The organism is Enterobacter sp. HMSC16D10 (assembly GCF_001807145.1).
Classification (GTDB): Bacteria; Pseudomonadota; Gammaproteobacteria; order Enterobacterales; family Enterobacteriaceae; genus Enterobacter; species Enterobacter roggenkampii.
On the sequence record NZ_KV787833.1, the window covers coordinates 41,900 to 62,120 of the forward strand.

Below are 20,221 nucleotides of genomic sequence, written 5' to 3' on the forward strand. Positions count from 1 at the left end.
TAGGCCCGGTAAGCGTTAGCGCCACCGGGCTTTTTTGCACTTACTCGTCTTCTTCGTCACGCAGTGGAACAATCAGCATATCCACGTGAACGGTATTAATCAGCTGGCGCGCGGAAGACATCAGCTTGCTCCAGAAGTCCTGATGGTGACCGCACACCACCAGGTCCATGTCGTATTTCTTGATCGCATCAACCAATACCTGGCCCAGGTCGCCGCTGCCGCTCAGGGTTTCGGTAATCGGGTAGCCCGCGTTGGTGGACAGTTCGCTCAGGGCGTGGTGCGTCTCTTCGGAGATACGCTTCTGCATATCGCCCAGATTGACGTCGATCAGACCGGTGTAGAGGTCGGAGTAATTCACATCAACGTGAATCAGCGAAACTTTCGCGTTGTAGGGACGTGCCATGGATACCGCTTTATCAACCAGCACTTTGCTCTCCGGGGAGAGGTCTACCGCGATGAGAATGTGTTTGTAAGCCATAGTGTTACTCCTTCCTTAAGTTATCGATGACTAAATGGGAAAGCCGTCGTCTGATGCTTTCATTACGGCCCAGTTAAACATATTTTTCAAGCTTTGGTGTTGATAACGATTAACCTTGTGGCAAAAAAATTAACGGATCTCCTACACTATTAAATGAGCCGTTCGGATATTAAAACGCGAACCGGATCGACTTTTGGTCATTCTTTCACTGAACTGTCTGTCAGGGCATTGGGGTGCGGTAGCTCAGAAGCCTTGCTTCGTGGGCGGACGCCGGGGAGGATGTATGATTAGCACCGTCGCATTGTTTTGGGCGTTATGCGTAGTTTGCATAGTGAATATGGCGCGCTACTTCTCATCGTTACGTGCGCTGTTAGTGGTACTTCGTGGTTGCGATCCGTTGCTTTATCAGTATGTGGACGGTGGAGGGTTCTTCACCTCGCATGGACAGCCCAGCAAACAGATGCGTCTGGTGGGATATATCTACTACCAGCGCTACCGCGATCATCACGATGAAGAATTTATCCGTCGCTGCGAGCGCCTGCGTCGTCAGTTCATTTTGACCAGTGCCCTGTGCGGGCTGGTCGTCGTCAGTATGATTGCATTGATGATTTGGCACTGAGCATCACAGCAGGCGGGGTCAACCCCGCCTTCTTTTCGCTGGTTCAAGGCTTAACTGAGAACCTCAGATTGGAGAGATTGGTCTCAATCGAAGTAACCTTCCCGCTATAGGCGATGTTAACGTTTCCGTTTGTATCAATGCTGGCCGCAGTAATTGTACCCGTACCTTCAATGACAGGATGCTTCTTAGCCAACTGATGGATAATGTCGGTGTCTTTCCCTGTTATCTTTTCCGAGAGATAGTAACGGTAGATTGTGGGTACGGTTGCGTCACCCTGATTGTTCACGGTCATATAGAGCCAGACGCTGTCAGATAATTTATAAACGTGTTGTAATTCATCGCTCTCTTGCCGGTTGGGCTGGTGGTTGAGCCACAAAAATCCAATGACCAGCGCCAGAAGCGAAACGGTAACAAGGCGATGAATCCATTTAGTAGCCGTTTTGAATGGCATACTCTATTCCTTCTCTGATATTGCGTTGGTCCGTTGGATCGTCCCCGTAAGGCGGCTTTTCGTACCATTTTCCCCATTCAGGTTTTGACGTGCCAGCACGGCCTTGAGCCCAGCCAGCGCCCATAAGCAGGATGTTTGCAGGAATTCCTGCTGCAGTCCCGGCGGCTCCGAAGTTGAAATTTCCAAATGCAGCAAAATAAGGGTCGAATTTCTTGTAATCCCAGGGACCACCATTTCGTACTTTTTGGTAGAACCAGTAATACGTTGAAGGCGTGGCCATATTACGCGACATGCCATGAAGGCGTGCTTCACGCATGTTGTTTGCTATAACCATTGAACCTGGTCCTGAAAGAGGGACAGAAGCCATACATTCTCCTTTGTCTGGTTTTTCTTCCGATCGCCATCATAGTATTACCTGCGCAATTTCGTTGGGCAAAAAATGTTCAGGGAAATCCTGATGTTATACACTTTCCGATTGCAACTAACAGCCATAAAAAAAGCGGGTCAGTTTCCTGACCCGCTTTTTTGTCGCCTTTAACCGATTAAATCAGCTTCAGCGAAATCCAGTACAACCCGCCAGACAGCAGGATGGACGCCGGAAGGGTGAACACCCAGGCCATCAGAATGTTGGTCACGGTTTTGCGCTGCAGGCCGCCACCGTCAACAATCATGGTACCTGCCACGGACGAGGAGAGTACGTGGGTGGTGGATACCGGCATACCGGTGTAGCTCGCCAGACCGATAGACACTGCCGCCGTCATCTGCGCGGACATACCCTGCGCATAGGTCATGCCTTTCTTACCGATCTTCTCGCCGATGGTGGTCGCCACGCGGCGCCAGCCAATCATCGTACCGATACCGAGTGCCAGTGCGACCGCCATGATGATCCAGATTGGCGCGTACTCAATGGTATTGAGCATATCGCCTTTCAGTTTCTTCAGGAGACGCTGGTCGTCAGCATTCACGTCTGGCAGCTTCGCCACTTTATCCGTCACATCAGAGATGCACAGCATAATGCGACGCAGCTGACCACGCTGCTCAACGGTCAGTTTGTCATAGCTTTCGATATTGCCCAGCATGCCTTTCGCACGTTCCAGCGCGTTAATCGCGTTTGCCGGATGGCAGTGGAACTCGCCTGGCGCAGTCGTGGCACCCGCTTCCGGAGACGGGATTAACTGGTCAACGCCGGTCGCTTTTTTCAGCAGTTCAGGGTGCTGCTGGAAATAAGTTTCAACGTTGTTGACCGCATCGCGGGTACGGGTGATTTCGTAGCCGGAGGCGTTCATGTTAACCACGAAGCCTGCCGGAGCAACACCGATCAGTACCAGCATCACCAGACCAATTCCTTTCTGACCATCGTTCGCGCCGTGTGAGAAAGCCACGCCGATAGCGGAAATGATCAGGGCAATACGCGTCCAGAATGGCGGCTTTTTCTTGCCGTCTTTCTTTTCACGCTCTGCCGGCGTCAGGTGAATACGGGAGCGTTTTTTGGTATTGCTCCAGTAACGACGCAGGATGAAGATCAGCCCGCCCGCCACCACCAGACCCACGATAGGGGAGACGATGAGAGAGGCAAAGATCCCCAGTACTTTCGGGATATTTAACGCATCAACAACCGATGTACCGGTCATGAGGGCGTTGGTTAACCCGATACCGATAATCGCGCCGATGAGGGTGTGAGAACTGGATGCAGGCAGGCCGAAATACCAGGTACCGAGGTTCCAGATAATTGCAGCAAGCAGCATTGAGAACACCATAGCGAGGCCATGGCCAGAACTTACGTTAAGCAGCAGATCTGTTGGCAGCATATGCACAATCGCATACGCAACGCTCAGTCCGCCCAGGAGGACACCAAAAAAGTTAAATACCGCCGCCATAACAACCGCAAGCTGCGATCGCATTGCGCGAGTGTAGATAACCGTCGCTACTGCGTTTGCAGTGTCGTGGAAGCCGTTGATCGCTTCGTAAAACAGTACAAAAACCAGAGCAAGCAAGAGTAAAAGCCCGGTATGTAAATCCAGGCCGGCAAACAAATGTAGCATAGGACGTTACGCCATTTTGAGGACATGAACGCGGCGCATTATCCAGGACAAATGCGCAACGGGCAAAGTGAAATATAGACTTTTTTTGACATACCACCTGAATTGAGAAAAGTGCCTGAAAGGATATTCTTTAAATTTCAATGGAATGGCTTTGTAATGTCTTTTTACGCTGGTGTGACCACAGAGGAAACTTTACAATCCGCGGCAGTTAACAAAGAGGGTTTTGACGTGGAAAGGTTTGATGCCGTGGTAATTGGCGCCGGTGCGGCGGGTATGTTTTGTGCGGCAATGGCCGGACAGGCGGGTCGTCGCGTGCTGCTGCTGGATAACGGTAAAAAGCCAGGCCGCAAGATCCTGATGTCCGGCGGCGGGCGCTGCAACTTTACTAACCTGTATGTTGAACCCGCGGCCTATTTGAGCCAAAACCGTCATTTTTGTAAATCTGCGCTGGCGCGTTACACCCAGTGGGACTTTATCGACCTGGTGGGTAAGCACGGTATCGCATGGCATGAGAAGACGCTGGGCCAGCTGTTCTGCGACGACTCCGCCCAGCAGATTGTCGATATGCTGGTGGCCGAGTGCGAGAAGGGCGGCGTGGTCATGCGCCTGCGCACCGAAGTGCTGGACGTTTCCCGCGATGACCAGGGCTACACGCTGCAGCTCAACGGTGAAACCGTCAGCGCCGATAATCTGGTGATTGCCAGCGGCGGCCTGTCTATGCCGGGGCTGGGCGCTTCCCCGTTCGGCTATAAAATCGCCGAGCAGTTTGGCCTGAAAGTCCTGCCTACGCGCGCCGGGCTGGTGCCGTTCACGCTGCATAAACCGCTTCTGGAACAGCTTCAGACGCTGTCTGGCGTGTCTGTTCCCTCTGTTATCACCGCCGAAGACGGCACGGTGTTTCGCGAAAACCTGCTCTTTACCCATCGCGGCCTCTCCGGCCCGGCGGTACTGCAAATCTCCAGCTACTGGCAGCCGGGGGAGTTTGTCACGGTTAACCTGCTCCCGGACTGCGATCTCGATGCGTTCCTCAACGAGCAGCGTACCGCACACCCGAATCAAAGCCTGAAAAACACGCTGGCAATGCAGCTGCCGAAGCGTCTGGTGGAGTGTTTGCAGGTGCTGGGGCAGATCCCCGACGTGTCGCTTAAGCAGCTTAACAGCCGCGAGCAGGAGACGCTGGTGGAGACCCTGACAAACTGGCGCGTGCAGCCAAACGGCACGGAAGGTTACCGCACCGCGGAAGTCACGCTGGGCGGGGTCGACACGAACGAGCTCTCTTCCCGCACCATGGAAGCGCGCAACGTGCCGGGGCTCTATTTTATTGGCGAAGTGATGGATGTGACCGGCTGGCTCGGCGGATACAACTTCCAGTGGGCTTGGGCAAGTGCCTGGGCATGTGCTCAGGCGCTGGCAGATGTCCGAGGACAATAAAGTTGTACACAAAGCACTAAAGTTGTAACCATTCTCAAAAAACGACGCTAATGTTGTATACTTACTGAATGTGTGGTTATAGGGTTGGAGACTATAAAATGCACATATAGGTACGTATCAATGTCGTTTTTAGGGTACGATCATGGCTAGGGGTAGGCGTCTCAAATCCTATTTGGATTATGAAAATGCGCTAGGTGACGGCATAGGAGTGGGCTATGGCCAAAGTTATCAGCCCTGGCTTAGAGCTCAGGACGTTAAATCCCGTGGAAACCGTTCGATAGTCTTTGGCCTTAAGACGTTTCGAAACCATCATCTCCTTTCTTCTGTCGAAAGTAACTTTTTCTATCTGGCTGAGTTTAATGACTCGGTGATTGATATCCGGGAACAATTCCCACTCTTTCCTCTCCGGCTTACCCAACAAATAGCAAATCATCTACATTTTCAACATCCTATGGTGAGGGGAGTAAGAGGAGTACCTGTCGAAGTTCTGAATGTTATGACAACCGATTTTTTACTGACCTTGAGAACTCCTGAAGGCGGACTTCGATACAAAGCTATAGCAGTAAAACATAACGAGAGCATACCTGAACGCGAAGCCCAAAAACTTGAAATAGAGAGGATGTTTTGGCAGTTGATTGATGTTGAGTTTCAAATTTATGTTGGCTCGGAACTCAATAACGTCGTCGGTAAAAACATTTGCTGGGCTACTTCTGTATTAAGAGATGGTTCTGAATTTTATGATAAATATCCTCTTGATAAAATCCTATGGAAGCTTAAACCAGATGTTTATCCCATAGTAGGACTACGTGCAATGATTTCATCAATCTTTGGGGTAGATGCACAAGAAGCGATGATGTTATTGCAGGCAATGATTGGATTAAAAATGATAAATGTTGATTTATCATATCCAATACTCGAAACCGGTCTGATAAAGATAATTTCCAATGACCACTATATAGGACTGAACGCAAATGGATATTATTAGGAATTCAGTCTGGCTCTCTCAAGGCACTGATTTGCTTGCAGAGGGACTTTACCGTGTTTTGGATTTTGACAGAAAGGTCGATTTGTTAATTTTGTTTAAAATAAAATCAGAAAGAACGGGTAAGCCAATCCCTTTCTCATTTTCAATGTTTAAATATTATATTGAATCAAATAGCATAACTTGTAAAGATTATATATATCCTTCATATATGTTAGTAGATGAGAAAGAATTAACAGATAAAGACAGAGGAAGGCGAGATGAAAATTACAATATCATTAAAGATCTTGTAGATGACAGAATGTTTCTGTTCGACTATGCATTACATAAAAAGTCGCACCTTTTAATGGATTACTCAAGAAATAAAAAAATATCACAATATACTATCAGAACGCTTCTGGCGTTGTATTGGCGACATGGGCAGGATATTTATGCATTGCTACCCGCATTCTCGAACTGTGGCGCCGCTGGGAAAAGTAGAATCAAACATGAAATTAAACTTGGGAATTCCAAAAAAAACAGAGCATTACCTAATGAACGATCACGTGTTTTCATTCTTAATGAAAGAGATATAAATAATATTAGAAAATCTCTCATTACGTATCATTATAAAGTTAACGGAGATACGATAAAGAAAACATTAGAGAGACATATTGATTTGTATTTTAGGGATGAAATTAAAACAGCAAACCTAGAAAATAGAGCTCCATATGTTCCTTCTTTAAAACAATTTTCATACTGGAATAAAAAACTCTTCACTAAAGATTTCTCGATAAATAAGAAGAACACGAAAAAAGAAATAGACCTCAAAATGCGGGCGCTTTTAGGTAGTGTGGCTAATACAACTGTTTTGCCGGGTGATGTTTTCGAAATAGACTCAACTGTCGCTGATGTACATCTTATTTCGAGTTTAAACAGACGAAAAGTCATTGGGCGTCCTACTATTTATACAGTGGTGGATCGTGCAACAAGAATGATTGTTGGCCTTCATGTTTCTTTATACCATGCTTCATGGCGAGCCGCCCGACAAGCGTTAGCAAATTGCTTTATGCCAAAAAAAGAATATTGTAGATTATTTGGAATCTCTATTACTGATGATGATTGGCCTTGTTCTCACATTCCATTAACATTGATGTGTGACAACGGGGAGATGATTGGTCTTAAACCTCAGGAAGAGATGACCCCCCTGACAAAACTTGAGTTTGCGCCAGTCGGTAGAGGCGACAGAAAAAGCATTGTTGAACGCTGTTTCGGCATTCTGAATGATGAGGTTATTCATAGGCTTATTGGAACAACACGAAGGGGAAAGATTGTTAAAGGAGAGCCAATACCGCAATCCAGGGCTTGTTTAACGATTCAGGAGGTCACGTCTTTACTGATTCGGGAGATACTTGCACATAATCAGAGAACGTATGAGGAACTGGCTTATATCAATCCCTTACTGATTGAAAATGATCTCGTAATATCACCAAAAAATAGTTGGATGATAAGCTTAAAGCACGGGAGATTCAGCGCAAGAGCCGTTGGGGCCGACGAAGTGATCGCACGATTGTTAATCCCTGTGAACGCTAACATTACCGCCGGTGGGATTCAGTACAATAATCTTTTTTATGAATGTGATCCTGAAATTGCATCAGGTGTCAGAGTATTTGGAAGAACCACTTGTGAAGCAAGAATAGATGACAATTGCGTAGATTATATATATGTAAGATTTGACAAAAATAGCATTTTCAAAAAACATTACCTACTTAAGAAAAGAGATGTATTTAAAGGGAAAGCTCATCTTGATACAGATGTAATGGCTGATTGGGTAGATACTCAAAAAGAAATTAATTTATTTACTCTGGATTCGCTCAGCAATATCAATAATAAAGATGAATTTAACAGGAAAGGTAACGAAAGATTAAATGAAATATACGAATCTCGCCGGGTACATGGTAAAGATATTAAAAAGAACAGGAAAAATGAACTTGATTCATTAGGGCGAACTCATGTTGCTAATGGAAGATCTGAACCCCTACTTCCTTCATCCAGTAATGTTCTGCTTTTGCCTGGCCGGGAGGAGAAACAAAGATGGTTAAAAGGTAAGAAGAAGACTGAGGACGCAGAATAATGAATCTTATACGGCGCGTTTCAGCGATATATAAAGAACAGGAGTTACCTGAGTATCGTGGCAATCCCTTAATTGAAGCACTTCCTGAAGCGCTTACGGAAGATGAAGTACTTCTGGAAATGAGTTATTTCCCCGAAATTGACGAAAAAATCCGCTGGACTGCCCCGGCGAATGTTAGAGAGCAGTATGTCGAACGTATAAAGAAATTCCGTTGCCCTCAAACCAATCTTATCCAGGCTTATAAGATGATCTTACGGGCACTTAGGGAAAGCTATGCAGCTCGTAATCCTTTAAAAAGCGGAACAATTCAATATCTTCATTACTATGGAAATGAGCGTCCTGATATTGAGCCAGAAAGTGGATATTTTAAATCCCAGGCTGAAACTATTACGATAGTTGGAATGAGTGGTTCTGGAAAAACTACCATGATTGAGCAAGTCATGGATCATTTCCCTCAGATTATAGAACACAGCAGCTATAAAGGAGTTTTTCCCGGCTTCAGTAAGCAAATTGTATGGGTAAAGATTAATTGTCCATACAATTCAAGTGTGAGAGACCTTTGTGAAGAGATTTTACAAAAATTAGATGATGCAATTGGTATTGAACGAACTACACCTGAGATTAGAAATGGTGCTCTGGCTCGCCAGATTGCACAAAGAATTAAATCATCATTTTTGGGTATCCTTGTTATTGATGAAATGCAGAGGCTTAAATTTTCAAGAACCGGGGGTGAGAGTAAGTTGATTGATTTTTTACATGAAATTGTAGATTCCATGGGGGTATCTATGGTTTTTTGTGGAAATCATCCTTTTGACGAGACGCTGACAAAGAAAATGAGAATTGCCAGGCGGGCAGAGTCTGGTGGTTACATGAAAATTAAGAATGTTAGATACGATTCACAAGACTGGCAATCGTTTATTCATTATTTATGGCCATTACAATGGACAAATGTTGAAACTCCATTAAATGATGAGTTAAACGAAAAATTATTCATTTTATCTAAAGGCAATATTGGATTGGCTCAGATGATTTATCGGGGGGCACAATTAAAGGTTATCGGTAGCGGCAATGAAATCATCACTGGCGCAGTCTTGTCGGCCTCTGTACCGGTACTCGTGAGTCATACGGAGGAATATAAGGATACTCCACTCCCGGGGGCCGCGACTGAAGATGAGGAAGCTAAATGGCTCTCTGCATCTAATGAGGGTGATGCTTCGGCTAAAATCATGGCAGAGAAGTCCCTAAAGTCTTTGATCCCTGGGGATATAGACAGGCCACAGCACAAGGAATTCGTAGGAAAAATAGACGAGGTTTTGCGCAATTTCGACGAGAAAATACTGTCTCTTGACCACGATCTTGTTATCAACAGAACAGCTGAAAAGAAAAATACCTACGATGCTCTTCAGCGTTGCGGGCTTATAAATATAGATCCACTTAATAAATTGTAATGAGGTAACAGTTCGTAACGGTCAAAGAGAGGTGTGGGAAATGAGAATGTTGCCTGTTTTGCCTGATGAATCCTTGTTCAGCCGGTTTTGTCGGACAACTACCGTGTACGGTATGTCCCCATCTTCTCTGTTAACGATCATTTTCAACAAACCTGATATGAACGTCCATCCAATTCTCAATTCAGGATTAAAGGCTATTTCTCTTCATACATCCGAAAGTGCAGATCAGCTCTGGCATGAACAGACTTTACTCCCTCTTTTTGCCTGGGCACTACCAATCAGTCGTAATGAAATTATGGATTTCAACACGACCCCTGCCAGGCTTAATCGATTGTGCCGCCTTAGTAATTTTTCACTAGGGCAGCGCACACTATTGAAGTTTTGCCCGGTTTGCGCTCGTGAAGATACTTTTCATTATGGTGTTACTTATTGGCATCTGGCGCATCAGCTTCATGGGGTTACAACCTGCCATCGGCATCCGGTAGCGCTTGAAAGCATCCATGTCCCTTCTTCACCGCACATACGTATTGGACTGATGCCTCCTGTTTCGTATACAGAACAACTTAGCAATGAGATAGACTTCGATTTTGCTAAGTTTTGTTATGAGTCCCTAAATATAATCAGAAGAAAAGATATTACACACCCCAATTACATGGATGTACTTAAAAAGTTGAATTTATTATCATTGGATGGAAATTTAAAGAAAAATGTATTCTACGCACATGTTTATGCTAAGTGCCAGTTATTTGGGGAGGGTTCATCGGGACTTATACCAACATCCCTAACTGATTATCATTACTGGGAGCCTATACTCAAAGACAAATGTTGTCAGCATCCCACAAAGCATCTTTTGCTTTGTTATTGTTTGTTAAATACTTGCTGGCCAACGTATGCAGGAAGTCGTACTAATAAAAAGAAAGAAATCTTTAAAAGTCATAAGAAATACAGTTTTCATATAGTTGAAAATAATACTAGTGTTAGCAACCTTGGGAAGGAATTTAGTCGCAGCAGATGTTACATTAAAACACTTATTTATAAAAAATACCTGAGGGCGTTTAAGCGAAACACAAAAATTAATATATTCACTGAATTGCTTATCAAGTCTATGGCTGTAAGGGGGTTTAGTCTGGCATCCATAGCTGAGAAAAACTCATTATCGGAAGGAGCTGTATCCTCTGTAATTTCATCTTGTTACGGTTTATGCTCATGGCGTAAAAAATGTAAAAAAGATTCTTTAAGACGGCGTCATAAGCAGAAAATATTAAGATTTATACATAATCAATCCGTTTCTATAACACGAAAGTTAGTCAAAGAAAGTTGTTATGCAAGTTTCTATTGGCTAAATAAACATGAATGTGACTGGCTTAATTCCTGTCTTCCTAAAACAATACGATGCTATAAAAATAAAAGAGTAGACTGGAGCGAGAGAGATATTATCTCATCATCATTAATAAATGATGTTTTATCTCAGGGGCAGTACTCGATGTCACTTACAAGTCTAGATGCTTTACTGGGAGGGCATGGCTGGCTTTTGAAATACAGAGATAAACTACCAATGACAATGATACTTCTCAGAAAAATGGAACTAATTAAATAAGAGGGAGTTATATGGTTTACGAAAATGAATTGTGGCACAGTTTTCTTCTGCGTTCACAGATAATGTATAACTTATCCAATTGCAGGAACATAATATCAAAGCATGGCGCACTAAGGTACGATGCCTTTCCTCGTTTCGAACTGATTGATATGTACAAATTGCATAGCTTGCAGGATATATATGACATTCTTGCCACTAGAAATGGTTATATACTAACTTCCAATATAGTGTCGTTATCTTCTGGTGTTTACGGGTATTTTAACGCTGTTGAAGATGCCTGTCGGAAAAATTTTCACATAACTAATTCATATCCATTGGTAAACATCTCAAACATTCGTTACTGTCACAAATGTATTGTTGAAGATATACACTCTAAAGGCATTGGTTATCTGCGTCATAGATGGTTGTTTGAATCTAAATGTGCAGTTCATAGTACCAGTTTATATGAGGTTTGTTTTGATAACTATTTGAATGCAGTGAAAGGACTTAGTGACTTAATTATAAGTGGAATAAATCCTCATGGTTATTGTTCCCTTGTGGTTGACGTTTCAAACCCTTTCAAAAATCCAGTGTATATATTACCATGTGCACGTAATAAAATTTTAAAATGGATTTCGGACAATAAAAATATGCTGATTTACTTTCTCTTTGATCTCTTCAAATGTAAGTCGCATTCAAGTTTATCTAAGGTTATCGAAGTCAAGATAATGCATGATAGATATATTTCTGCGGTGTTCAAGATGTTAAGTGAAGTTAATTTTTGTAATTTCAACTCATTTATTTCTGATATTTTTGAGGACGTAAGTTATGCCTCTATCGGACTTGATGATTATTCTGTTAATGTGCATTTTCTCAGGCTAAGGGCTGCAGATTGTAAATTTTGCCAGTTGAATGGTAAATATTTTTGCTCACTTTACAATGTAAAACTTCTTCGCTAATTTCACTTCATTTATAAAATACTAAGAAAGCTAGTTAGATAAGGTTTTATATTTTGACTGGGGCAGGAATAAATTATCACTCATAGAGTTTCCCTGGGGGTTACCACCTGTGTATGATGCCGGTTAGCAACAACGTCTAAAAGACCTGCGATCACGTGGGTCCCTCTCCAGCAAAGGGGCAAGGGGTGCTATATAACGGTGTACTGCTTACCCAATACGGCCTTGTATTTGAAAGATGCCGCATCTTGGCAGGATTCGTATTACAGCCTATAGTCTGTTAATGAGCATTACAGCCTATATGCTGTAAATCCCTGCGTTATGCTTGTTAACTCGTCGATACGGAAGGTCACTTATGAACACTCAATACGCTTTGAAGACTTTGAATCAGTTACGTCCTGTTTTAATCGGCTTTCGCAAAGCCAATGGACTGACGCAAAAAGATGTTTCTGAACGTTTGGGTATAACACAGCAAACTTATGCCCGACTAGAGGCCAACCCTGCAAGTGCGGGTTTTGAGCGTTTGTTTAGGGTGTTCAGCGTCCTTGGAGTGGAGATCGTACTTTCATCCAGGGAACCATTGTCAGATGCAAAGCCCGAATACGGAGCTATGCACAATTATTCTTCACTTCCAGCCAGGCGGGAGAAATGGTGACGCCTGGCGCTTCCCGGTCTAATTTTTCTTCAACAAGATTAACCCCTTAGCGGCCTGAAGTATCAGGTTGCGATAGAGCCTTTCATTTCTTCTGTTATGTTAAATACACCATTTTGAGCTATTTCGCTCGGCCTTAAATTATCTCTTCATTCTTCAGTGAAAATTTTATGTCGATCACATTATCGATGAATTTAGGAAATAATCCGTAAATGAAAATCTATCTTCTTTTAAATTCATCAGTGTCAGTAGCAAATATTACGCATAAAAGAATGGTTATTATTATCATTTAAATTATAAAGCTCATGAGTCAATTCCAAAAAATATAATAAGCATTGAAATCATTACCCGTGATTCTGGAGTTTTAACTTTGCCATGTAACCAACCACAAGTTAGTTTCCGGTGTTTTGAGGGGCAGTAAAGTTCTGAAAGCGCGACCAGATCATAATCCCGAAATGTCGTTAAGATATTCTGAATAACGGTTATCCCTGCTTGTTGGCAGGCATTTGAAAATATATTTTGTATTCAGGTTGCAGCAAAACGCTTTCTTACACACAGGACTTCATATGCGGCTCAGAAAATTAAAACTGAAAAACTTCAGAGGCTACAGAAACTCTACTGAAATCATTATTGATGAAAGCATGACGGGTATTGTCGGTCGTAATGACTTTGGGAAATCAACGCTTCTGGAAGCGCTGGCTATTTTTTTTGAAACAGAAGGAATGAAGGCTGACAAGAATGACATGAACTGTTTCAGCCTAAGAGAAGGGGACGGCCGTTTTGAAATAGCCTGTGAATTTGATGACCTGCCCGATTTTATCATGATCGACGACAGGGTGCAGACCACGCTCGCCTCAGAACATCTGCTGAATGAGGACGGCAATTTTGAAATCGTCAAAACGTTTAAAGCAACGACCTCAGGAAAACCGGAGCAGACCTGCATCCGCTGCATCCACCCGGATGAGGAGCCCCTGAGAAATTTACTGGGCATGAAAATTTCTGAGCTCAAGGCGGTGGGAAAAGAAGTTGAAAAAAATGTGGCGGATAAACGCACTGCATCGTTATGGCGTCAGGCCATCAGGGAAGCCGCAGCCCCCTATACCTGTTCGGAAATTATGCTGGATGTCGATAAAGAGTTCGGAACCGACACAAAATCATTATGGGGTAAGATCCTCGATTTGCTGCCCACGTATGCGATTTTCAAAGCCGACAGGGAAAGCAGCGACGGGGATTCCGAAGCTAAAAACCCCTTACAGCAGGCCGTAAAAGACGCTCAGGCTGCGCTGCAGGACAAAATTACAGCGCTGGAAAATGAGATTCAGGACAGCGTCCTGGATGTCGCACAGAGAACGCTGGATAAATTACGTGAAATGGCCCCCGAACTCGCCAGTGAACTGACTCCACGATTTAAGGAGAAACCCAAGTGGACCTTCAATTTCACCCTGGACGGGGAAAATGGCATCCCCATCAATAAGCGCGGCAGCGGGATAAGGAGGCTTATCCTGTTGAATTTTTTTCGGGCTGAGGCTGAAAAGAATGTCGCGGGGACGCCCAGAAATGTGATTTATGCCATAGAGGAGCCTGAAACGTCACAGCATCCGAACTATCAGATGATGCTGATGAAAGCGTTACTGGCACTGGCAGGCCAGCCGCACCGTCAGATTATCGTCACCACCCATGTCCCGGCGCTGGCCGGATTAATCCCTGTCGAAGGCGTACGTTATGTTACCCGAAATGAGGCGGGTGAACCCGTAGTAAAAATGCCGGATGACGCAGTGCTGAAGGAAGCCACTGAAAGCCTGGGGGTGCTGCCAGAGACCGGTATGGAAAGGGCGCAGGGGATTGTTCTGGTAGAGGGAAAGTCGGATGTTACTTTCCTGAGGCATGCGGCCAGTTCATTAAAACAGTCAGGTGCGCTGCCAGCCTCTCTGGAGGACGTGAAAATAGTGCCAGTCCTCATAGGAGGGTGTGGTAGCGTCAAACACTGGGTTACATTGAATCTGGCCAAAGATCTGGGGCTTCCCTGGTGCGTATTTCTGGACTCCGATATTGGGGGAGACCCTGCACAGGTTCTGTCCATCCAGAAGCGTAAAAAAGAAGTAGAGGAGGCCGGTAAGGTATTTTTCGCTACGCGCAAACGTGAGATAGAAAACTATCTGTGCCCGGATCTTATCGAGGAAATTACTGGTGTAGCCGTCACGTTTACGGACACCTGTGACGCTAAAAAAATAATCGGCCGGGCTGTGGGAATGAAACCCGATAATGTACTAGATAAATTCTGGCCTCAGATGACATCAGAAAGAATCATCTCAAGATCAACCTATCATGACGGAACGCAGGAGAGAAGCGAGCTGGTTGAGATCCTGAGCGACATTGTATCCATGACGAGATAATGTATTAAATAAGCATCTCAGGTGCATATATTCCGGTCCTCAACAAAGGACCGGAGTACAGAGTAGTAAAAACCCGAAATTAATCGGGTTTGAATTATATAAAGATTAACCGACTCCCGCGCCCAGGAACGATGTAAAATCACGCTTGTCGTGACATTTCTACAATGTTTACTTTTGACTATCAAGCCATTTATTCATCTGCTCAATTTCACCTTTTTGAGCTTTAATGATGTCCTGCGCGAGCTTTCTCATTTTCGGATCTTTTCCGTATTTGAGCTCGGTCTCAGCCATTGCTATTGCCCCTTCATGGTGCGCTACCATGCCTTTCGCAAAAGCCTTGTCGGGATCGGACTCATTTACGGCAGCCATCATTTTGTCATGCATGTCTTTCATGCCAGCCATATATTCCTGTGACGAAGCCGAGGTAGACATATCAGTCATTTTCATTTCTGAATGTTCTGCTGAAATCGCTGGCAGGGATAACATTAATACTGCAAATAAAGTGTTTCTGGCTTTCATAAAAAATATCCTTTTAGCGTTGATGCCCGTTAACTGTAGCAGAATCTGATAAAAATGCCCCCTGTAGGGGGCAAAGATGTTGCCATATATCCGGTTACGGAAAAATCTATCAAGGAAATAAGGACAGCACAGATACTTCCCTCGCCGTCAGCCTGCACTGAGCATGCGACGATGCGCTTCGGCCATGGCCTGATGTGGGCCAGACTGACCGTTATTCATAAATTCATGGGCAACTGCAGCTCTTTCATGCTCATTCATTGCCGCTAATGACTTCGACGGCCCGGTAGGGGAAACGGTCTGACTTCCCATCATCCTCTGATGACTTTCCACCATTTTCTGGTGCGCATCCGCCGACCCGTTCGTCATGGTTTCATGAGCAATAATGGCCTGTTCATGCTGGTCCATACCGGCCATACGAGGTGCAGTCCCCTGGATCCCGACAGGAGCCGCAGCAGACTGCATCTGGTGAGCAGGTGCCTGTGCATTGTTGACCCGCTCATGGATATTCACGGTTTCAGTGGCCCAGGCCGAAGAAATTAAGCCAAAGCCCAGCAAGGATGCTAATACGATATTTTTCATGATAACTCTCCATTTCTTAATTAGTGATGTCCGGGGGAGTACAACCGGTGTTTTCAGTTCCATAACTGAAACAGGTTCGGAAGTGTTTATTTCTCCGGGAGGGGACTGGATATTCATTTCCTGGCGTCCACTGACGCCGGATATTGATAAAGCAATCCAGCCTTCCTGATAAGTTGCACTAATTATATCGAATGGCTTCTGTTTGCTGCATGACAGGCTAATGACATCTTTGTCATTTAAATCTTTATTCCCAGCACTGGGTGTCCGGAATCATTTTCTCCAGTCTGGGCACGGATAAGATAAAACGCGTTGAGTGTACGTCCGATTCCACCTGCACTCTTCCGTGATGTGCTTCCACGATTGACTTCACAATCGCAAGGCCGATGCCGCTGCCTTCTCCTTTTCGTTGTCTGGACGGATCCACCCGATAAAAACGGTCAAACAACCTTGATAAATGCTCTTCAGGGATTGGTTTCCCCGGATTTTCAATCACAAGGTCAAAAAAGCTCTCCTGCTCTCTTATTGAGACGGTGATTGCCTGTCCCTCCGGGGTATAACGCAGGGCATTGGATAACAGATTATTGATCGCCCTTCTGAACATTTGTGGATCTCCCTCAACCAGGCAGGGCATCCCGTTAAATTTGAGCGTGATATTGCGTTCTTCGGCCCAGGCTTCGAAAAACTCGAAGACTTTCATGACTTCCGCTCTGAGGTCAAACATGACCCTGTCAGGTATCAGCTGATTATTATCTGCCTGTGCCAGGAACAGCATATCGCTGACCATTTTGGTCATCCGGTTATACTCTTCAAGACTGGAATAGAGGACATCCTCAAGTTCCCTCTGTGTTCGATCCTGACTCAGTGCGATTTCAGTCTGCGTCACCAGATTGGTGATGGGCGTTCTGATCTCATGCGCGATATCGGCAGAGAAATTGGCCTGGCGGGTAAAGACATCCTCAATCTTTCCAATCATATGATTGAACGAGATAACCAGTTGCTCCAGCTCAATGGGAACGCGTGTCGGTTCCAGTCGCGCATCAAGATTCTCGGAGGTGATGTTTTTAATGGCATTGCTGACATTACGAAGGGGCAGGTGCCCCTGACGGACAGCGATTCGAATGATCAGAACAATCAACAGGCTTATCACGACGGCAATCGCAATCAGGTTCTTTTTCAGCGCATCGAGGTAATGGAGATGGAAATTAATGGATAGGCCAGTCAGCATGACATAGTTCTGCTGTTTGCCCTGAAATATCGCCTGACCAGAGGAGGCGATAATCCTGTATGTTTCCATCTTCATTTCGGACCCGGTATCCATCGGTCCCGCAGGATCCTCCACCGTCCAGAGAAAGACATCCCGTGCGCGGCTGTGCTCGCTAAAATCTGCTGAATTCACTGCCGGGCGTAGTGCCGCCCCCTGAGCTGAGCTAAAGAGCACTTCCCCCCTGGGATTGAGGAGCAAAAGGGCAACGTTGCGGTAGCTGGCAATTGATTCCTTTATTTTGCTTATTTTTTTATCATCCGGATCCACCGGGGACTGCAGTATACGGTTCAGTGTGGTGCTGATTTGTTGAAGATCGCTGACATCCTGCTCGGCAAAATGATTTTCAACAGAATGCAGCATAAACCAGGTGAATGCGATAAAAGCCAGTATCGTGGACAGGCTGATAAAAAAGGTCAGCCGCAGAGCGAGTGAGAAAGGGCGTCTGGAAGGTTTGCTATGCATCCGGGACCTCCAGCATGTAGCCCACGCCCCGGACTGTCTGGATCAGCTTTGTCTCGTAATCGTTGTCTATTTTAGCGCGGAGTCGCTTTACTGCGACATCGATCGCATTAGTGTCGCTGTCAAAATTCATGTCCCAGACCTGAGAGGCAATCAGGGAGCGGGGAAGAACCTCTCCCTGATGGCGAATGAAGAATTCCAGCAGGCTGAACTCTTTACTGGTGAGCACAATGCGGTTTCCGGCGCGACTGACTTTTCTGGATACGAGATCAATCGAGAGGTCAGCCACCTTAAACTGGCTTTCCGTGATCATCGTGTTTCCCCGCCTCAGAAGGGTTCTCACCCGGGCGAGCAGTTCGGCAAACGCAAAGGGTTTAACCAGATAATCGTCCGCACCCAGTTCCAGTCCTTTGACCCTATGTTCGATCGTGCCGAGGGCTGTCAGCAGTAAGACCGGCATACCCTTTCCGGCAGTGCGCAGCATGCGGATGATATCCCAGCCGTTCACATCAGGTAGCATGATATCCAGAATGACTAAATCATACTCGGCTGTCATGGCGAGATGATATCCGGTAAGACCATTATCAGCGTGATCCACTACGAACCCTGCCTCTGTAAGCCCTTTGCTGAGATATTCACCTGTTTTAATTTCGTCTTCGACGATCAATATTTTCATCTTGCTCCCCGGCTGGCTGCTAATGTCATTCTATTGCGCCCACGATCGTTATCAACGGATTACAGCAAAAATGACAACATTGTCATTATCCTGTCACCCGGCAAACAGAGAGCGTTAGGTAAAGTACCCCTATCAATACTCTGGACTTCATTTGAACCATTTACCAGGTCTGCCTGGACGAGAAGCGTTATGTTCAAATTAAAATTACTCAGCATTAGCACGATATTCATCCTGGCAGGCTGCGTGTCGCTTGCGCCTGAATATCAGCGGCCCGCAGCACCGGTACCCCAGCAGTTTTCACTGTCCCATAACAGCCTGACGCCAGCGGTAAATGGCTATCAGGATACGGGCTGGCGTAACTTTTTTGTCGATCCCCAGGTTACCCGGTTGATCGGTGAAGCTCTGACTAATAACCGTGATTTGAGAATGGCTGCCCTGAAGGTTGAAGAGGCCCGAGCCCAGTTCAACGTCACGGATGCAGATCGTTATCCCCAGCTGAATGCCTCATCCGGGATAACATACAGCGGTGGTCTGAAAGGTGACAAGCCGACCACACAGGAGTACGACGCGAGACTGGAGCTCAGCTATGAGCTCGATTTTTTCGGCAAACTTAAGAACATGAGTGAGGCTGATCGCCAGAACTACTTTGCCAGCGAAGAAGCCCGTCGGGCCGTACACATCCTGCTGGTATCCAACGTTTCACAAAGCTATTTCAGCCAGCAACTGGCGTACGAACAACTTCGTATTGCGCGGGAAACGCTGAAAAATTATCAACAGTCCTATGCTTTCGTTGAGCAGCAGCTCGTGACCGGGAGTACGAACGTTCTGGCACTTGAACAGGCGCGAGGACAAATCGAAAGTACCCGCGCCGAAATAGCCAAACGAGAAGGCGATCTGGCTCAGGCAAACAATGCCCTGCAACTGGTGCTGGGAACGTACCGCGCACTTCCGTCAGAAAAAGGGATGAAAGGCGGGGAGATAGCCCCAGTAAAATTGCCACCAAATCTGTCTTCACAAATTTTGCTGCAGCGACCGGATATTATGGAAGCGGAATATCAGCTGAAAGCGGCTGATGCCAATATTGGCGCAGCGCGAGCGGCCTTTTTCCCCTCAATTACCCTGACCAGTGGTCTTTCCGCAAGCAGTACGGAGCTGTCCAGCCTGTTTACGTCAGGAAGTGGAATGTGGAATTTTATCCCTAAAATTGAAATTCCTATATTTAATGCTGGCAGGAATAAAGCCAATCTGAAGCTGGCTGAAATTCGCCAGCAACAGTCGGTGGTTAATTACGAACAAAAAATTCAGTCAGCCTTTAAGGATGTTTCCGACACGCTTGCGCTGCGCGACAGCCTTAGCCAGCAACTTGAGTCACAGCAGCGTTATCTTGATTCACTTCAGATAACTCTCCAGCGTGCCAGAGGATTGTATGCAAGTGGTGCTGTCAGTTACATCGAAGTGCTGGATGCAGAACGTTCCCTCTTCGCTACCCAGCAAACCATTCTCGATCTTACCTATTCCCGGCAGGTTAACGAAATTAATCTGTTTACCGCGCTGGGTGGCGGTTGGGTAGAGTAAATTTATTT

At 45.5% G+C, this 20,221-nt stretch carries 18 protein-coding genes; 10 read left to right on the top strand and 8 right to left on the bottom strand.

Going from position 1 to position 20,221, the window contains the following annotated elements; genetic code table 11:
• Window positions 1–40: 40 nt before the first annotated feature.
• A complete protein-coding gene (uspA, locus tag HMPREF3143_RS03125; protein ID WP_003861223.1) occupies window positions 41–478 on the bottom strand; it encodes a universal stress protein UspA in 438 nt (145 codons plus the stop codon).
• A 283-nt stretch (window positions 479–761) separates the two neighbouring features.
• Here uspA and uspB point away from each other — a divergent pair, with 283 nt between their 5' ends.
• The gene (gene uspB / locus HMPREF3143_RS03130; RefSeq protein WP_003861224.1) at window positions 762–1,097 is read left to right on the top strand and encodes a universal stress protein UspB; all 336 of its coding nucleotides are present in this window, start codon (window positions 762–764) and stop codon (window positions 1,095–1,097) included.
• A 43-nt stretch (window positions 1,098–1,140) separates the two neighbouring features.
• Here the strand turns inward: uspB and HMPREF3143_RS03135 are convergent, their stop codons facing one another.
• The 3 genes from HMPREF3143_RS03135 to pitA all read right to left on the bottom strand — a co-directional run bounded on the left by HMPREF3143_RS03135 (window position 1,141) and on the right by pitA (window position 3,590).
• Window positions 1,141–1,548, bottom strand: a complete 408-nt coding sequence (locus tag HMPREF3143_RS03135) for a hypothetical protein (RefSeq protein ID WP_070531746.1) — start codon at window positions 1,546–1,548, stop codon at window positions 1,141–1,143.
• Window positions 1,526–1,915, bottom strand: coding sequence for a polymorphic toxin type 44 domain-containing protein (locus HMPREF3143_RS03140; RefSeq protein ID WP_032653914.1), 390 nt, complete (start codon window positions 1,913–1,915; stop codon window positions 1,526–1,528). The genes HMPREF3143_RS03135 and HMPREF3143_RS03140 overlap by 23 nt, the downstream gene beginning before the upstream one ends.
• Window positions 1,916–2,090: 175 nt before the next feature.
• Entirely contained in the window at window positions 2,091–3,590 is a 1,500-nt protein-coding gene (gene pitA / locus HMPREF3143_RS03145; RefSeq protein WP_008503116.1) for an inorganic phosphate transporter PitA, read from the bottom strand.
• A gap of 228 nt (window positions 3,591–3,818) precedes the next feature.
• On the opposite strand from pitA, the gene HMPREF3143_RS03150 reads away from it, so the two are divergent.
• The 8 genes from HMPREF3143_RS03150 (at window position 3,819) to HMPREF3143_RS03190 (ending at window position 15,141) form a co-directional block, all read left to right on the top strand.
• Window positions 3,819–5,021: a BaiN/RdsA family NAD(P)/FAD-dependent oxidoreductase gene (locus tag HMPREF3143_RS03150; RefSeq protein ID WP_070531849.1), complete on the top strand. Its 1,203-nt coding sequence runs from the start codon at window positions 3,819–3,821 to the stop codon at window positions 5,019–5,021.
• A 142-nt stretch (window positions 5,022–5,163) separates the two neighbouring features.
• Entirely contained in the window at window positions 5,164–6,006 is an 843-nt protein-coding gene (locus HMPREF3143_RS03155; RefSeq protein ID WP_000090707.1) for a TnsA endonuclease N-terminal domain-containing protein, read from the top strand.
• Window positions 5,993–8,116 carry a hypothetical protein gene (locus HMPREF3143_RS03160; RefSeq protein ID WP_001641527.1) on the top strand — a complete coding sequence of 708 codons (2,124 nt, stop codon included), beginning with the start codon at window positions 5,993–5,995 and terminating at the stop codon, window positions 8,114–8,116. The genes HMPREF3143_RS03155 and HMPREF3143_RS03160 overlap by 14 nt, the downstream gene beginning before the upstream one ends.
• On the top strand, window positions 8,116–9,564 hold the full coding sequence (locus HMPREF3143_RS03165) for an ATP-binding protein (protein WP_001049180.1): 1,449 nt from the start codon (window positions 8,116–8,118) through the stop codon (window positions 9,562–9,564). Before HMPREF3143_RS03160 ends, HMPREF3143_RS03165 begins: the two co-directional genes overlap by 1 nt.
• 40 nt (window positions 9,565–9,604) lie before the next feature.
• A complete protein-coding gene (locus HMPREF3143_RS03170; protein WP_001324699.1) occupies window positions 9,605–11,161 on the top strand; it encodes a TnsD family Tn7-like transposition protein in 1,557 nt (518 codons plus the stop codon).
• Between the two features lie 11 nt (window positions 11,162–11,172).
• On the top strand, window positions 11,173–12,099 hold the full coding sequence (locus tag HMPREF3143_RS03175) for a hypothetical protein (protein WP_000262423.1): 927 nt from the start codon (window positions 11,173–11,175) through the stop codon (window positions 12,097–12,099).
• A 352-nt stretch (window positions 12,100–12,451) separates the two neighbouring features.
• Window positions 12,452–12,751, top strand: a complete 300-nt coding sequence (locus tag HMPREF3143_RS03180; protein ID WP_001097216.1) for a helix-turn-helix domain-containing protein — start codon at window positions 12,452–12,454, stop codon at window positions 12,749–12,751.
• A gap of 563 nt (window positions 12,752–13,314) precedes the next feature.
• Window positions 13,315–15,141: an AAA family ATPase gene (locus HMPREF3143_RS03190; protein ID WP_001239419.1), complete on the top strand. Its 1,827-nt coding sequence runs from the start codon at window positions 13,315–13,317 to the stop codon at window positions 15,139–15,141.
• A gap of 168 nt (window positions 15,142–15,309) precedes the next feature.
• Here HMPREF3143_RS03190 and HMPREF3143_RS03195 read toward each other — a convergent pair whose 3' ends face one another.
• From HMPREF3143_RS03195 to silR, 4 genes are all read right to left on the bottom strand, one after another.
• Window positions 15,310–15,660 (bottom strand): CopM family metallochaperone, encoded by a 351-nt coding sequence (locus HMPREF3143_RS03195; RefSeq protein ID WP_000647571.1) that lies wholly within the window; start codon window positions 15,658–15,660, stop codon window positions 15,310–15,312.
• Window positions 15,661–15,807: 147 nt separating this feature from the next.
• Window positions 15,808–16,239 carry a silver-binding protein SilE gene (gene silE, locus HMPREF3143_RS03200; RefSeq protein ID WP_000790485.1) on the bottom strand — a complete coding sequence of 144 codons (432 nt, stop codon included), beginning with the start codon at window positions 16,237–16,239 and terminating at the stop codon, window positions 15,808–15,810.
• A gap of 244 nt (window positions 16,240–16,483) precedes the next feature.
• Window positions 16,484–17,965: a copper/silver sensor histidine kinase SilS gene (silS, locus tag HMPREF3143_RS03205; protein ID WP_000555736.1), complete on the bottom strand. Its 1,482-nt coding sequence runs from the start codon at window positions 17,963–17,965 to the stop codon at window positions 16,484–16,486.
• Entirely contained in the window at window positions 17,958–18,638 is a 681-nt protein-coding gene (gene silR / locus HMPREF3143_RS03210) for a copper/silver response regulator transcription factor SilR (RefSeq protein WP_000697968.1), read from the bottom strand. The genes silS and silR overlap by 8 nt, the downstream gene beginning before the upstream one ends.
• 189 nt (window positions 18,639–18,827) lie before the next feature.
• Here silR and silC point away from each other — a divergent pair, with 189 nt between their 5' ends.
• Window positions 18,828–20,213 carry a Cu(+)/Ag(+) efflux RND transporter outer membrane channel SilC gene (gene silC / locus HMPREF3143_RS03220; RefSeq protein WP_070531749.1) on the top strand — a complete coding sequence of 462 codons (1,386 nt, stop codon included), beginning with the start codon at window positions 18,828–18,830 and terminating at the stop codon, window positions 20,211–20,213.
• Window positions 20,214–20,221 lie beyond the last annotated feature (8 nt).